The sequence below is a fragment of the Chryseobacterium gregarium DSM 19109 genome, assembly GCF_000430845.1.
Taxonomy (GTDB): domain Bacteria; phylum Bacteroidota; class Bacteroidia; order Flavobacteriales; family Weeksellaceae; genus Chryseobacterium; species Chryseobacterium gregarium.
This window is the reverse complement of the sequence record NZ_AUMU01000006.1, coordinates 217,301-231,307: the sequence shown is the minus strand read 5'-3', so window position 1 is coordinate 231,307 and position 14,007 is coordinate 217,301. Positions and strand designations below refer to the sequence as shown.

The window sequence follows — 14,007 nt, the reverse complement described above, 5'->3', positions numbered from 1 at the left end:
ACTGGTATTTATACTTATGGTATCCTTAGTATATACTGCCTGTCAAAGCGATAAGGAAAAAAAGCCCGCCTTATCCCCACCCAACCATAAAAAACCGGATATACTTACTCTTCAGACCTATGGGCTGCCACCGGATATATATTATGCAGAGGCAGAGGCCCATATTTATGCTAAGTATGGCGTTACAGTAGATGCGGTGGCAGGCTGCGAAATAACGGAAGAACTGCAAAAATCTGTAGTCAGGCATAACGACAGCCTGTTTGCCGTGCTGGCTAAAAAGTACCATAACGTTACTCCTGATAGCATCATTCTTGAAATACAGACTTTTGCTGCCCGGTCAAAAAGTATTGCGGAAAGTCTGGAAAAATTCAGTAAAGATCAGGCACATCTGCTGGATAAAGACAGTTACCCCAGAATAAAATGGGTACCCGATACGGAAAAAGATTATTTTCTGATAGATTATTTTGCCAACCGCACGGCAAACCATAAACCGGATACCCTGCTCTGGAAACTGAAAGTAAATCCCAAAACTGGCAGAATTTTAATAAAGGACATAAGGGGAATGTGGTCTGAATACACCAAAGCGGTACAATAAAAATTCACATGTACAGGATACGTTTCTGATAAATATGACAATGAAATATTATTAGATTTTGACAGAAAATACCCAATTTTGTTTATCCGCAGACTTCTAAAATAGATCAAAAATCTTAAAAAACGATTAACACTTCCCTTCAATTATATGAAATCAGTTTGCTGAATGTTTGGGGTGTTATTATTACAATAATAAATTGATTATATTAGTTATTTAAATTATATAACTAATATAATCTCAAAAACGATTAAAAATATATAAGTTCGCAGATGTTTAAAAACAGGCAAAATTTTTTTTATGAATCAACCTCTTGAATTAGAAGATCAATATGTAAAGCAAGTCCTTTATAACAGATCATTGGAAGATCTTCCGGATGAAGAATGGAAGCCGATTGAAGGGTTTGAGGATTATCTGATTTCTAATTACGGACGGGTAAAGAGTCTTGAACGTAACAGTGTCTCTTTATTCGGTAAAGAACGTCTATTACCGGAGCTGATTTTGAAGTTGAGTATTGTAAAACAATTTAACAATTATCTTCGGGACAGTATTTATACTATTCAATGTGGATTATCACGGGAGGGAAAGAGATACGGCAAATCCGTAGCCCGTTTGGTGTACTATCATTTTATTGAAAAAATTGATTGGGAAGACCGTACTGTTGTCATTGGCTTTAAAGATAATAACAGGTTTCATTTACATAGCAGCAATTTAGAGAAAATTTCTGCCCGTGAAAAGAATCTTAGAATATATCGGTTCGAAAGAGGCAAAAGTGTACATACTGACTATTCACAGCCGATCAGTCAGTATACTGTTGAAGGTGATTTTGTAGCTGATTTCGGAAATTTTTATGCTGTAGAAAAAGCACTTGGAATTGGTTTGGAAAGTATTCTGAATGTCATCAACAAGGAAAGTTTAACTGCCGGAACATTCCGCTGGTTTTTACAAAGCGATCCTCCGAAAGAAGAAGATTTTCTCATACATGAAAAATCAGATACTTCAGGAAGGCTGCTTAATTATACTCTTTGGAAAAAGTTGGGAAAGCCTGCCATTGACAAAAAAAATCCACCTCCCTGTATGAACTTGTCGATTAATAACCTTCTTAAAGAGCAATGGAAAACAATAAATATCCCGGAATTTAAAAATAAGTTTGCTATTTCTAATAAAGGGAGAATCAAACGATTGGGAGGTTGGAATTCTGCCAGCCGAAGACTCTTTTTAAAAGAAATGATTGTTTCCCAATTTGCGGAATTTAACAGCCATACCAACTATTTTCTTTGTTGCCAACTTCACGATAATGAAAAGAAAGTGTCTGTATCAGTTTTCCGACTGCTTTATTATTACTTTGTAAGAGAATTTGATCTAAACGATGAGACACTTATTGTAATTAATGAAAATGAACCGAAATGGGATGTAAATCTTTCAAAGCTGTCGTTGAAAAATACCTATAGTAAATTTAAAAAAGAAAGGAATGGTGGTAATTTATATAATTTAAATAAAATGCGTGTACTCCTTAATTCAGGGGAAATATTGAATGAAGCGCTTTGGAAAAAACTTGGCAGCCCCAAAATAGATGAAAAGAATCCGTTAGCTATCATGAATCTTTCAATTAAAAATCTTCCGAATGAAATTTGGGTGCCGTTACCTGGTTTTGAAGGTCAATACGCAATTTCCAATATTGGAAGAATAAAACGATTAGGTGGATGGAGTATTGGTAGTCAGTTTTTTGGAGAAGAACAGATTATGCCTCTCAGTTTAAATAAACAAAACGCAGCTCACCATCTCTATTTTAGGGTGCATCAGAAGATAAGCAGGAATCAAATGATACTTATCCGTTTCCTTTACTATTGTTTTGTGGAAAATTTTGATTTGAAAGACAGAGCTTTGCTGGTAGTTAATCAAAATGAGTCGCTGTGGGATATAAATTTATCAAAACTATCCTTATGCAATCTTAAAGATGTACGTTCTAAAAAGACCGATGAAAATTAATTAATCTCAAAAAACGACAGTAAATTAAGAGAGCCATTTCAATTGAAATAGCTCTCTGTAAATTTAATTTTCTACCTGTACACTGTACGTTTGGAATCTAGTGCAATGATAAAAATATAACTGGATGTATAATAATTATTTCTTGATAAACTTTTTTGTAGTTTTCCCCTTTTCTGTTTCAATGATAATCATGTAGTTACCGGAAGCAAGATGACTGGTAGTAACCATATTGTTCTTAATAATTGTATTTAATTTCCTTCCGGAAAGGTCAACTATTTCAACATTTTTTATCGTAGATCCGGTAGAAATTTTTAAGTGGTCATCTGCGGGATTGGGATATATGACGACTTCTTTATCTGAAGATGCTGCCTCTAAAGAAGATAAAGTAACTGAAGATGCTGCTTCAACGGTTATATTATCAAAAGCTGCAGTTTGTGAAACGGTATTAGCCGGTGCAGGCATGACACTCAAGTTATGCTTTACAGGCTGTAAATTTTTAGTAATTTGAAAATTGGCAGGAATGTAAAAGTTACTTAAGGTAGCTCCGTTCACCGTATAGGTTATGACGCCATTTACTCCATCGTAAGTATATGAAGCACTGATCCAGGTATTGGCCTGGAAATTCGTTGCAAATGGAATATCAATAGTAAATACCTGCGTTGCTCCCGTGGTTGTATTGGTCAGATTAGCATATCCGTTGAGTATTCTGCTGGAAGGATTAAAATATATTCCTACAATAACCCCTGAATCACCGGATATAGTTGATTGCGGATAGTTATAAGCACTGAAAGATCCGACAGTCGGACCGGTATAAAAATCAAAACTTGCCTTAATAATATTATTGCCCGTTAATCTATTATTCCATGCGGTACCTAAACCCTGTTTCTCACTCATTCTATTGGATGCTGCTGTATTTCCATTGTCAGACATGATCTGGAAAGAGTTTCCATGTGCAGCATCAATGCTCACAATCTGGTAATCCTGATTCGTTCCCCCGAAGGTATAAATACCTCCTTGTCCGGGTGTTGTTCCGTCAGTAGTACTGCCGACATTTCCCTGTACATATAAATTGAAATTATCAGATTCTAGGACCTGAGCGGCAAGGTTATTAATTGTCAACGCAATGATGCTTAATTGTAAAAGTTTTTTCATAAATATTAATTGTAAAAGTTTTTGGTGAAGGATAGAAATGTTTTTTTACGTTAACTTACTATCAACCTATATGCCATGTTATAACATTTTATATTAACATTTACTATTTCTGATGACCGATGGTTAAAAGAAGATCGAATTTTAAAAAGGATTGAATCTGTGAAATGAAATTGAAAAATATAATCACATTTTCTACATAATTAATTCTATTGAACTTTTGTGCTAAAAATCCCAGTCTTCGGGTGGCTGTAAAACTTTAAGTCTCAAAAAACGATGATAACAAATTTACCAACCTATAAATATTTTTTTTGTGAAAACCTAAAGAAAAATGATACGCAAACGGTAATTTATAATAGAAATAACAGCAATTTATATAAGCCCTCCAACACTTAGAAAGTGTTGAGGGCTTTTCTATTAACTAATACGTGTAGTTATTTTACTACATGAACTTCCATTTTCCACTACAGAGAAACTTTTATCGCTGCCGTAGATTTGTATTGTTCAAAAGAGGACAACTAAATAAGAATAAAAAATAAATAATACGGTCATGACAAAACAAATCGCCATCGCAGCCTTAACTATCGGAGCCATCATATCAGGAACCAACAATGTTCAGGCTCAGAATACTACGGCAACCACAACCGTCAACATTACCCTGAACGATGTCATCTCCATCGATGCGGGAAGTTCTGCAATCAGTGGTGCCGTTGCCTTTAACTATGCTACTGCAGCGGATTATAATTCGGAAAAAACAGTGGCCCAGGCCAACGCTTTGAAAGTTACTTCAACAAAGAGTTTTAATGTGAAGGTAAAAGCAGGCGGTGCGAGCTTCATGAACGGAACCAACGAAATCCCTGTCAATGTTTTGACCATCAAAACTTCAGCAGCTGCCGGAACCATGGGGGGAACAAAAAGCGCTGTTGTTTTATCGGCAGCGGATCAGACTTTAGTGGCCAATGCTCCGCTTGGAAGTGCCTTAACCCTGAATCTGGACTACACCATTCCAGCGGCGAAATCATCATCTTCTGATATCTTAGGTAAACCGGCCGGAACGTATACGCAAACAGTAACTTATACTGCAACAGCTTTATAAGTAAATTTTTATCATATTAATATTTTGTGATTTGGTGTTTCGAAGGCTTCCTGCAGGAGGCCTTTGATTTTGTATATTGATACCGATATAGAGAAAATTCAAAATCCGGGAATAAGGATCTATCAGTGGTAAGGTAGAATCTATGTTTTTGGACATTTAAATCTAATTAATACATCACACCAAACATTCAGTAAATTTATTAAGCCGTTTGATATCTTTTTTAAAGTTATCAAATCTCAATAAACGATTATAAGCATAAATCACAGGAGTAAAATCACAGGTGAAGTCTCAATTATGAGATTTTGCTTGTGATTTTACATACTCCATTTTAAAAACAAATTGAGGTATTGACATCTAAAAATCATATTTTAAGAAATTTATCAAAACTAAACCTCTTTAAATCTGATCCTTTTTAATATTAATTATTTACTGAAGACTTTCGAGAAAATTAATAAAATCATCATAATTTCATTCCTGAATCTTGCCAAATCCAGTTGCGGAGTTTTGCCTCGATATATCACTATCCCGTTACTCACTGCAATTTTGCAGATCAGTTGAGTATATCTTTACATAATAGCTTCTAGCCCAAAGATAATCACGCCCTGCTGTTGTGACTCTCTTCGTGTGAGTGAAGCGGCGCAACACAGTTCAAATACCCCCCTACCCGATCCCAGACGTTATTTTAAATACTGTTGCGGATTATTTGCAGGGATATATCGAATATCCCTCTAACTTAAAGACCCAGGTAAATAGTGCCCGTTTTTTGAGACTAATCAGTTTTTTAAAAAGAAAAATTATTGTTGTAGGTAGCCTTTAGACTAAGTACTTAATGATTAACTGTCTCTGGGTCAGCTTGTGCATGTTGTATCCTCAAATAAAAAGACAGCGCAATCAAAGTTATTTGTTCATGTTATTTTAAAATACTATTTAACTTGCTCGATAATTCCTGCAAATCAGCAAAATAATTCTTACAAATTTGGTTTATATTGTACCACAATTGGAGCAGGCCTTAATTGGAGCAAGAAACTGGACCCGATGGAGAGACAACATAAAAAGCAGCTATAATAATCCAACAAAAATATATTTAGATGAACTATTTAACAACCGGCAAGATCAAAAGTATAAAGGCTTTACTGATAAGCCTTCCTTTGTGCACCATTTTATGCAGTTGCCCCGATATGTCTGAAGCGGAAACGCTTGACTACAGTATTGTTAACCAGTCGGGACAAACGGTTGAGCTGAGTGTTTATGTTAATGATCATAGAGATCCTTCATCCAAAGTAATTTTGCTCCCCGGAGAAAAACTTCAGAAAGTGGTGCGGGATGATCCTCCCTACAAAGGATACAGTATGTGGGCCTTATTTGACATCCAAAAAACAGGTGTGAAAACCGATATGGAATTTGTGTATAACAATCATAAAAAGACTGTTTATCATCATTGTCCTGATCTTTTATGTGGAAATGAGCTGAGAAATATTTTTGGCTTCACATACAATAATGAAAACACAGAAGTTTACATTATTACATCCGAAGATTATCTCAATGCCGTCGAATGTGACGGAAACTGTTATTAATCTCAACAATTTTTAAAGTGGCCTCAAAAAGGGCCACTTTTTTTATTTGTAACGTTTCAGCGTGATAAAGATAATGAGTCGTTATTGTTTTCACACATTCCACACAGAGTTTTCATATGCATAATTTTACAAGGAATTTAGAAAATAAGTTTATGCTATGCACAAAACTAAATTTATATATCAAGAAAAAGTTGCTAAAAAGTTAGATATATATTTAGTCTCAAAAAACGATGATAACAAATTTACCAACCTATAAATATTTTTTGTGAAAACCTAAAGAAAAATTATACGCAAACGGTAATTCATATTACGACAGCTTTATAATAAAAATAAACAGCAATTTATATACGCCCTCAACACTTTCTGAGTGTTGAGGGCTTTTCTATTTAATCTGATAAATAATACGTGTAGTTATTTTACTACAGGAACTTCCATTTTCCACTACAGAGAAACTTTTATCGCTGCCGTAGATTTGTATTGTTCAAAAGAAGACAATTAAATAAGAATAAAAATAAAATACTACTGTCATGAGAAATCAAATCGTAATCGCAGCCTTAACTATCGGAGCCATCATATCAGGAACTAACAAAGCTCAGGCTCAGAATACTACCGCAACCACAACCGTAAACATTACCCTGAATGATGTCATCTCTATCGACGCTGGAAGTTCTGCAATTAGTGGGGCCGTTGCCTTTAACTATGCTACTGCAGCCGATTATAATTCGGAAAAAACAGTGGCCCAGGCCAACGCTTTGAAAGTTACTTCTACAAAGAGTTTTAATGTAAAGGTAAAAGCAGGCGGTGCGAGTTTCATGAACGGAACCAACGAAATCCCTGTCAATGTTTTGACCATCAAAACTTCAGCAGCTGCCGGAACCATGGGGGGAACAAAAAGCGCTGTTGTTTTATCGGCAGCGGATCAGACTTTAGTGGCCAATGCTCCGCTTGGAAGTGCCTTGACACTGAATCTGGACTACACCATTCCAGCAGCGAAATCATCATCATCTGATATCTTAGGTAAACCGGCCGGAACGTATACGCAAACAGTAACTTATACGGCGACAGCTTTATAAGATAACGTTGTGGATGGATTGAGTTTACTATTTTTTTAGTAGTTGATTACAATATAATATACCACAAAAGGGTTATTTCACATGACAAATTTTGATTTTAACTTTAACAAAATCTAAAATTAAATAATCAATTATAAAATACCACCTTATAGGTATTTTGTAGTATTAATATTGCTTTTACAAAAAATAAAATATGGAACCAGTTACTGCAATAGCCATAGCCAGTTTTGTCTATAGCCTTTATTCATCTTTTTCAAAAAGAGCTTCAGGAGATCCTATTGATGCTATGGTAGCTATGCTTGTTGAGATGAATAAGAAGCTTTCAATTATAAATGACAAACTTGATATAATTTATGATACTGTGGTCCAACTTCCCGATAAAGTTGAATATACAAGAAGAATAAATGACCTTATCGTTGTTTCCTCGAGAATGCCTGTTTTATACAATAAACTTCAGGCAGACATTGCTACTAATAAATCTGATGTGAAGGGGAAAGCTGAATTTATCAGAAAGAATAGTCAAGACGTCAACTCATATCTCTCAGATATCAGAAAATCAATGCAGGTCTTAAAAAAAGAAACTGACATCCTGACTATCGCAATGCTTTGCAACGCTGCTCAAAATGACTTTGAACTATGTAAGCTCATCAATGTAAGTCCTCAAGACATTAAAATTGAACAAACCGAGTATCTTAAATATTTAAAAAGTGCAATATGGACTGATCCTGCATGTCTTGATATTCAATTAGCTGGATCAACAACTACAATTGAATCAATTAGATCTGATTCCTTTATTGCTGATTGGAGATTTAAAGTCTGCATTCAAGAGGCAGCTCATGAAGACCCTGCACAATATAACAACGAAAGACGACTGAATATGCATAAACCAAAATTTAATCCAATAGTCTTCGATAATGAAAAAAAGACAATTCTAAATAACCTATCCTTGCTGGGATATATTGATACCGAAATATTTTCCCAACTAAGCAGCTACGAACCCAGTACTGTAACCTCAATCCCATCTGGGTATGACAAAAATGTTTTTGTTTTGAAAAAAACAATTAGATTTAAAAATCAGGACAAGCCTAGAATTACAGATATAGAACATATTAATAACGCTGTAATCAATAATTACATAAATGCAAAGGCAAGTCTGTATTCGAGCGAGCAAAATAACTTATTAGCACTGTCCAGTGTTCATAACTTAGCCATTAGTACTATTAAATATATTAATTTTAGGATTTCATAACATGAGTACAAGAAGAGATTTCGTTAAGTCACTAAGCAAAGCAAGCTTAGCCATGATTATCCTCCCAAAGAATATAATCTTATCACAACAAATTTATTCAGATGCCATGGATGATCCAGGCGGCTTCTTAGTTAGGTTAATTCCGAAAGGCCCGGTAGATATACTTAGCTTTACCCCTCAGTCTCGTGAAACCAAACCTGACGGGATTTCAGATGCAATTAGCTTCTTCAACAAGCTTTTATATAATCTACCTGATGATTTGAAAGACTGCAGAAACCACTTCAAAAAAGTATATAGCAGCATTCCAAAAAATGTAAATTATTACTATGTTGTAGAAAAACATTTCGACATTAATGGAAATGCTCATAAACAATACTGTTTCCCTATTGGAGCGGGAGAATCAGTTGTTGATGCATACGCGACTTATCTTCTATCACCGCATGTCGGTCCTGACCTGAAAAACTCATTTTCTGAGCAGGGCCATTTTGTTAAAGCCAGAAACGATGGTGATGATCTACTTTTCGAGCCACTTGCAGATGATTATCATCTTCAGAAAAAAGCTGCTCATATTCTTAGTAGAGAACGATTAAAAAAAATTACTTTGTCTATGCCCCCTGATGATGCCCCCATACCTGAATCGCTTCAATACTCACGCTATTGGTTGTCTGTAACTATAAAGTATGAAAACCAAATAAAAGAAAACCATGCTTATGACAGGATATCGCAATTGAATAAACAATTTACTGAAACCGAAAAACAATTTTATGCTAATGTTAGGCTTTACCGAGAATATAAGGCCAGACAAGCAGAAGCGGCTAGAAGCGCAGGTCTAGTATCCTTGATTTTGCAGGCAGGATCATTGGCAGCTGATGCTTATGCAGTTGAAAATGCAAAAACAATGAAAGATGAGCTGAAAATGTTGGCAGAAAACCAGCAAGCTTTGGCGAAAGAAGTTCAGCTGGCCAACCAAAATGCATTGAATAATATCGAGCAGGCTCAGCAAATAAAAACAGAGACATTAAACGAACTCAGAAGAATTAACGTCCCTTTTAATGATGATCCTAAAATTGACATTATTTGGAGTAGAGAATTATATTAAAATTAAAATCGTTTAGACATTTTGGGTATCCAAAGCTCTGTAGCCCTTATGTCCTTCAATAAGCTCTGGAAACTTCTTGAGAAGAATATTGAATAAATCAAAATGAGAGAATTAGTTTCTATTGAACACTTCTCAGGTCATATTCTCTAATCAGTCTGGCAATAAAGTTACGTGAAGTTTTATATTAAGCTATTTTAAGAGTTGCTGAATGTTTGGAGTGTTTATTGAGATACAGCAATAAAATCTATTAAAGTATATAAACAAAAAATTGAAGCAAAAATAGAAAGAAGCAGAAGATGAGTATAATTGGAATGCTGAAAATAATTTTACTGAACGAACGGAAACTGTGAAAGAAAATGAAGTAATTAAAAATCTTTTTGACAGTTTACGACCCTAGTAAATTAAAAATAACGAAACACTTCGCATTGGCACAAACTAATCTCAAAAAACGATCGCTATATTTTAGCGCATATCCATGCGAATTTGGGTAGATATGCGCTATTGTATAGCGGTTATAAACATGTTAGCAGTAATAGTATGACCGACCAACAATTAATAGAACTTATAGAAAACGAATTCAAGGAAAAGACTCTTGGAGCAACTGAACAGTATCTTGAAATTCATAGTCCAATCTATATTGACAACAAATTAAAAGTTGACCGTATTGACCGCGACACTGAAGACAGCTATATCATTGCTTATTTGCCAGTAGTTGACGAACGATTTTATTTTACAGTTTATATTAATACTACGAATAAAGAAGTTATAGGTGTTGGAACAGAAGCAAATCATCGAGTATATTTCAGAGCGACATCAGAAAATTTATCTGTTGACGAGTTAAAAGCAATGACGAATTTAAAGCCAACCGAATTTTGGAATAAAGGTGACCTCAGAAAAAATGGAAAATCAAATCACAAGTTTAGCAATTTTAAAATTTTGCCTAATCCGGAGCCAGACGAGTTTGAAGACAAACTAAAAAAACTACTTGACTTCTTAGAGCAAGACAAAGACGGAGTAAAAAGGCTTGTTGACAAAGCAAATGGCTATATTCAAGTTGCAATGGATATTCATAACGTAAACGGAATGATTGGTGGACACAGCATTGATACAGACAACATCAGGAGAATGAACGACTTAAAACTATCAATAAATTTTGACCTTTATGGGGGAGGAAATAGATTTAATGAATAAAACGACTACTGCTAAGGGTTTTGCACTAGAGGGGCGAAACTGCAAAGTTCATCGGTATTTCTTCGATTGAACTTTTGTGCATAATTAAAGATTTGTGCTTCGATTGCCCCATCATCGCAAAGCCCCAGAACGTAATTGCTATTAAAATCTCAAAAAACGATAAGAATATTCTCTGTTTACCATGGAACTTCGGAACCTGGTAACCGCTATTCCTGCTTTTTCGGGAGGAGGAAGTTTTTAAGACATAAACATGGCCGGAATTTCTTCCGGCCATGGGCAGATCAATCGTCGTTTTTCTTTTTTGAAGAGAGTACGCTTATGGCGACAGCGGTCACCGCTACTGCGGCAGCCACTTTCAGCAGGAAATTCTTTCTGTTGTACTTCCATTCGGCTCCCCAGCCGCGCTCGGCAAAGATATTGGGCACATGTCCTTTTTTCAGGTCGTCAATAATCCCTTCCAATGCGCCTACACGGTCTGCCAGCACCAGCGGAAGCCATCTACCGTAGCTGGATTCACTGTAACGGAAGGCCAGTTTTCTGATTTCTCCGTTAATACCTTCCGGCGGCGATGCAGTGCCAAAGGCAGCGGTTAAATTCGGCCGCTCTACGGACTTCAGGATTTCAACGTTTTCAGGTTGCTGTTCCGGTCTTTCCCAGGCATACCCCTCATGTTCTTCGTTGGTGCGTTTTTTCATAGGATAAACGGGATCATTTTCAGGATCGGCATCTATTCCCCAACCTTTTATATGACTGTGATCTGCCGGTTCGCTTTTTTTAAAATCGGAGGGCTTGGTTTCGTCTGTAAGCATGTCGTAATATTTTTTGGGTTAAAAACTTGTTAAGCGGTTGGCGGAATAAGCACTGTCTTTATGCAGCCGTCCAGCTTGCGCGAAAATATATGGTAGGCGTCTGCCACTTCTTCCAGCGGAACGCGGTGGGTGATGAGCTGTTTCGGGTCAAGAATACCGTTTTTTACGTGCTCAATAAGCTTGGGCAGGTGGCGTTTCACAGCGGCCTGGTTGGCCCGGATCGTAATCCCTTTATTCACAACGTTGCCGATCGGCACCAGGGCATCTATAGGGCCGTAGACCCCCACAATAGAAACGATTCCGCCTTTCTTCACCCCGTTAATGGCCCAATGGAGCGCCGTGGTAGAACCACCCTGCAACAGCAGCTTTGTTCCCATCACCGTATTCATCAGGTTTCCTTTCGCCTCGCAGCCTACGGCATCTATGCAGACATCCGCTCCCAGAGAATCGGTTTGGGTTTTGATGAAGACCACCGGGTCGCCGATACTGTTAAAATTATAAGCTTCACATTGTGCATATTTTGCTACGAAATCAAGCCGGTATTCCAGGTGGTCGATCACGATTACCCTTCCTGCGCCGAAAAGCCATGCACATTTGGCTGCCATAATACCGATAGGTCCTGCGCCAAAAACCACTACGGTATCGCCTTTTTGTATGCCCGCCATTTCTGCGGCCTGATAGCCGGTAGGCACAACATCGGTAAGCAGCACGGCATCATCGGGGTCCATCCAGTCGGGAATCACGGTCGGGCCTACATCGGCGTAAGGCACGCGGGCATATTCCGCCTGCCCTCCCTGATAGCCGCCGGCCGTGTGGGAATAACCGAAAATCCCACCTACGGCAGTGGCCATGGGATTGGATTCATGGCAGTTGCCGTAAAGTTCCTGCTTGCAGAAGGCACATTTCCCGCAGGCAATATTAAAAGGCACCATCACCTTGTCGCCCACTTTAAGTTTTTGTACGGAAGAGCCGATTTCAACGACCTCTCCGATGAACTCATGCCCAAACGTAGTACCCACCCGCGTATCGGGAACAAGGCCATGGTAAAGATGCAGATCCGAGCCGCAGATGCAGGATCTTAAAACCCGCACGATGGCGTCTTCCGGATGTTCTATCTGCGGCTCAGGCATATTGCGGTCTGCACGCACGCGAAAAGGTCCGCGGAAATTCATTGCTAACATATGTTTATATTTTTTATTGGTGATGAAGTAGCAAAAGCAAAATAGAGACCGCCATAACGGGCCTGTCCATAATTTATGATTTTTTTATAAGGGAAGCCGGCATCCGGCAATGAAGGTAAAGGCTTTTCTGTTTTCTTTACAACAGCGGTTACCATACAGTATTTGCTTTAATTTAAGATTTCCTTTTTTTACAGTAATGGGTATCATCTTCAGCCCGTTCTTCTGCCGCCTTTCTTACTTCACCCGGGCCTGCAAATAAACAGGCATCCGAAACCCTTCCCTGAATCACCTGTTAAACCTTTGATTCAAAGGGTTCTGCACAGGCTTTCCCGGCCGGATGCAGCAGACTTAATATCAGTTAAACATTCTTTTTCAGTGGATTGCTGAAACAGCCTCTTCACCGTCCGGTGGCCGGGCTTGCCGGGGCTTCATTTTTTTCATGGCCTCCCTGTCCAGAATTAACTGTGCCGCATCCAGCATTTTGTTCAGGTGGATGAACGGCGTGATGATATTGCCTTCCGGGACATGGCTGAAAGTGCCGAGGGAGAAATACACGAGGTCTGCCAGGAACCCGTCAAAATCCCTGACGCTGAATTCGCTGAAGGCTTTCCGGAACACCAGGAACGGCTGGCGGTATTCTTCCTCCGAAAGCGGACCCGGCATGAAAGCCGGTGCAGATACCGGTTCTGCCGGAACCCGGAATTCCCGTTTTCCGGCCTTCGCCTGAAGGCAGTACGCAGCGCGGACAAACGACCGGAGCGAAAGGTAGAAATGAAAGACCACGGACGGGTTGTCTTTCATCAGGACTTCCCGCTTTTGGGTAAAGTCCATCATGTCATACAGCCTGTTTCTGGCGGCGGCCGGATCATGGAATTGGAAAAAGGTTTCCATCAGGCCGGGGGCGGAATGTTTGCCGCGGCCTGCCCAGCATCCGGATTCAAAATCTGTTTTTTTCTTTTTCATGGTATACTCTTTTTGGGTTCAGTGCCTGCCGGTATGCGGTTC

12 protein-coding genes are annotated in these 14,007 nt (G+C 38.1%); 8 read left to right on the top strand and 4 right to left on the bottom strand.

All coding sequences use genetic code 11. The features are described from left to right. Window positions 1-16: 16 nt before the first annotated feature. A complete protein-coding gene (locus tag H561_RS0107830) occupies window positions 17-595 on the top strand; it encodes a hypothetical protein (protein WP_155845763.1) in 579 nt (192 codons plus the stop codon). A gap of 297 nt (window positions 596-892) precedes the next feature. Continuing rightward, complete coding sequence (locus H561_RS0107825; protein WP_027386491.1) at window positions 893-2,581, top strand: NUMOD4 domain-containing protein; 1,689 nt, start codon at window positions 893-895, stop codon at window positions 2,579-2,581. Between the two features lie 135 nt (window positions 2,582-2,716). Here the strand turns inward: H561_RS0107825 and H561_RS23280 are convergent, their stop codons facing one another. Then, on the bottom strand, window positions 2,717-3,733 hold the full coding sequence (locus tag H561_RS23280; protein WP_027386490.1) for a T9SS type A sorting domain-containing protein: 1,017 nt from the start codon (window positions 3,731-3,733) through the stop codon (window positions 2,717-2,719). A gap of 547 nt (window positions 3,734-4,280) precedes the next feature. Here H561_RS23280 and H561_RS0107815 point away from each other — a divergent pair. The 6 genes from H561_RS0107815 to H561_RS0107790 all read left to right on the top strand — a co-directional run bounded on the left by H561_RS0107815 (window position 4,281) and on the right by H561_RS0107790 (window position 11,012). Continuing rightward, window positions 4,281-4,826 (top strand): hypothetical protein, encoded by a 546-nt coding sequence (locus H561_RS0107815; protein WP_027386489.1) that lies wholly within the window; start codon window positions 4,281-4,283, stop codon window positions 4,824-4,826. A 1,088-nt stretch (window positions 4,827-5,914) separates the two neighbouring features. Next, window positions 5,915-6,400: a hypothetical protein gene (locus H561_RS0107810; protein WP_155845762.1), complete on the top strand. Its 486-nt coding sequence runs from the start codon at window positions 5,915-5,917 to the stop codon at window positions 6,398-6,400. A gap of 527 nt (window positions 6,401-6,927) precedes the next feature. Next, window positions 6,928-7,473 carry a hypothetical protein gene (locus tag H561_RS0107805; RefSeq protein ID WP_027386487.1) on the top strand — a complete coding sequence of 182 codons (546 nt, stop codon included), beginning with the start codon at window positions 6,928-6,930 and terminating at the stop codon, window positions 7,471-7,473. 193 nt (window positions 7,474-7,666) lie between these two features. After that, entirely contained in the window at window positions 7,667-8,722 is a 1,056-nt protein-coding gene (locus H561_RS22245) for a hypothetical protein (protein WP_034761646.1), read from the top strand. Window position 8,723: 1 nt separating this feature from the next. Beyond that, the gene (locus tag H561_RS0107795; protein WP_027386486.1) at window positions 8,724-9,821 is read left to right on the top strand and encodes a hypothetical protein; all 1,098 of its coding nucleotides are present in this window, start codon (window positions 8,724-8,726) and stop codon (window positions 9,819-9,821) included. Window positions 9,822-10,358: 537 nt separating this feature from the next. Further along, window positions 10,359-11,012, top strand: coding sequence for a DUF4279 domain-containing protein (locus H561_RS0107790; protein WP_027386485.1), 654 nt, complete (start codon window positions 10,359-10,361; stop codon window positions 11,010-11,012). A 281-nt stretch (window positions 11,013-11,293) separates the two neighbouring features. Here H561_RS0107790 and H561_RS0107780 read toward each other — a convergent pair whose 3' ends face one another. The 3 genes from H561_RS0107780 to H561_RS0107760 all read right to left on the bottom strand — a co-directional run bounded on the left by H561_RS0107780 (window position 11,294) and on the right by H561_RS0107760 (window position 13,965). Further along, window positions 11,294-11,821: a hypothetical protein gene (locus tag H561_RS0107780; RefSeq protein WP_027386483.1), complete on the bottom strand. Its 528-nt coding sequence runs from the start codon at window positions 11,819-11,821 to the stop codon at window positions 11,294-11,296. A 29-nt stretch (window positions 11,822-11,850) separates the two neighbouring features. Beyond that, window positions 11,851-12,951: a zinc-dependent alcohol dehydrogenase gene (locus H561_RS0107775; protein ID WP_228372239.1), complete on the bottom strand. Its 1,101-nt coding sequence runs from the start codon at window positions 12,949-12,951 to the stop codon at window positions 11,851-11,853. A 423-nt stretch (window positions 12,952-13,374) separates the two neighbouring features. Beyond that, window positions 13,375-13,965 (bottom strand): hypothetical protein, encoded by a 591-nt coding sequence (locus H561_RS0107760; RefSeq protein ID WP_027386481.1) that lies wholly within the window; start codon window positions 13,963-13,965, stop codon window positions 13,375-13,377. Window positions 13,966-14,007: the final 42 nt, after the last annotated feature.

Coding starts and splice junctions, on each gene's coding strand:
- H561_RS0107830 (WP_155845763.1), top strand. CDS start 17: ATGGTATCCTTAGTATATACTGCCTGTCAAAGCGATAAGGAAAAAAAG.
- H561_RS0107825 (WP_027386491.1), top strand. CDS start 893: ATGAATCAACCTCTTGAATTAGAAGATCAATATGTAAAGCAAGTCCTT.
- H561_RS23280 (WP_027386490.1), bottom strand. CDS start 3,733: ATGAAAAAACTTTTACAATTAAGCATCATTGCGTTGACAATTAATAAC.
- H561_RS0107815 (WP_027386489.1), top strand. CDS start 4,281: ATGACAAAACAAATCGCCATCGCAGCCTTAACTATCGGAGCCATCATA.
- H561_RS0107810 (WP_155845762.1), top strand. CDS start 5,915: ATGAACTATTTAACAACCGGCAAGATCAAAAGTATAAAGGCTTTACTG.
- H561_RS0107805 (WP_027386487.1), top strand. CDS start 6,928: ATGAGAAATCAAATCGTAATCGCAGCCTTAACTATCGGAGCCATCATA.
- H561_RS22245 (WP_034761646.1), top strand. CDS start 7,667: ATGGAACCAGTTACTGCAATAGCCATAGCCAGTTTTGTCTATAGCCTT.
- H561_RS0107795 (WP_027386486.1), top strand. CDS start 8,724: ATGAGTACAAGAAGAGATTTCGTTAAGTCACTAAGCAAAGCAAGCTTA.
- H561_RS0107790 (WP_027386485.1), top strand. CDS start 10,359: ATGACCGACCAACAATTAATAGAACTTATAGAAAACGAATTCAAGGAA.
- H561_RS0107780 (WP_027386483.1), bottom strand. CDS start 11,821: ATGCTTACAGACGAAACCAAGCCCTCCGATTTTAAAAAAAGCGAACCG.
- H561_RS0107775 (WP_228372239.1), bottom strand. CDS start 12,951: ATGCCTGAGCCGCAGATAGAACATCCGGAAGACGCCATCGTGCGGGTT.
- H561_RS0107760 (WP_027386481.1), bottom strand. CDS start 13,965: ATGAAAAAGAAAAAAACAGATTTTGAATCCGGATGCTGGGCAGGCCGC.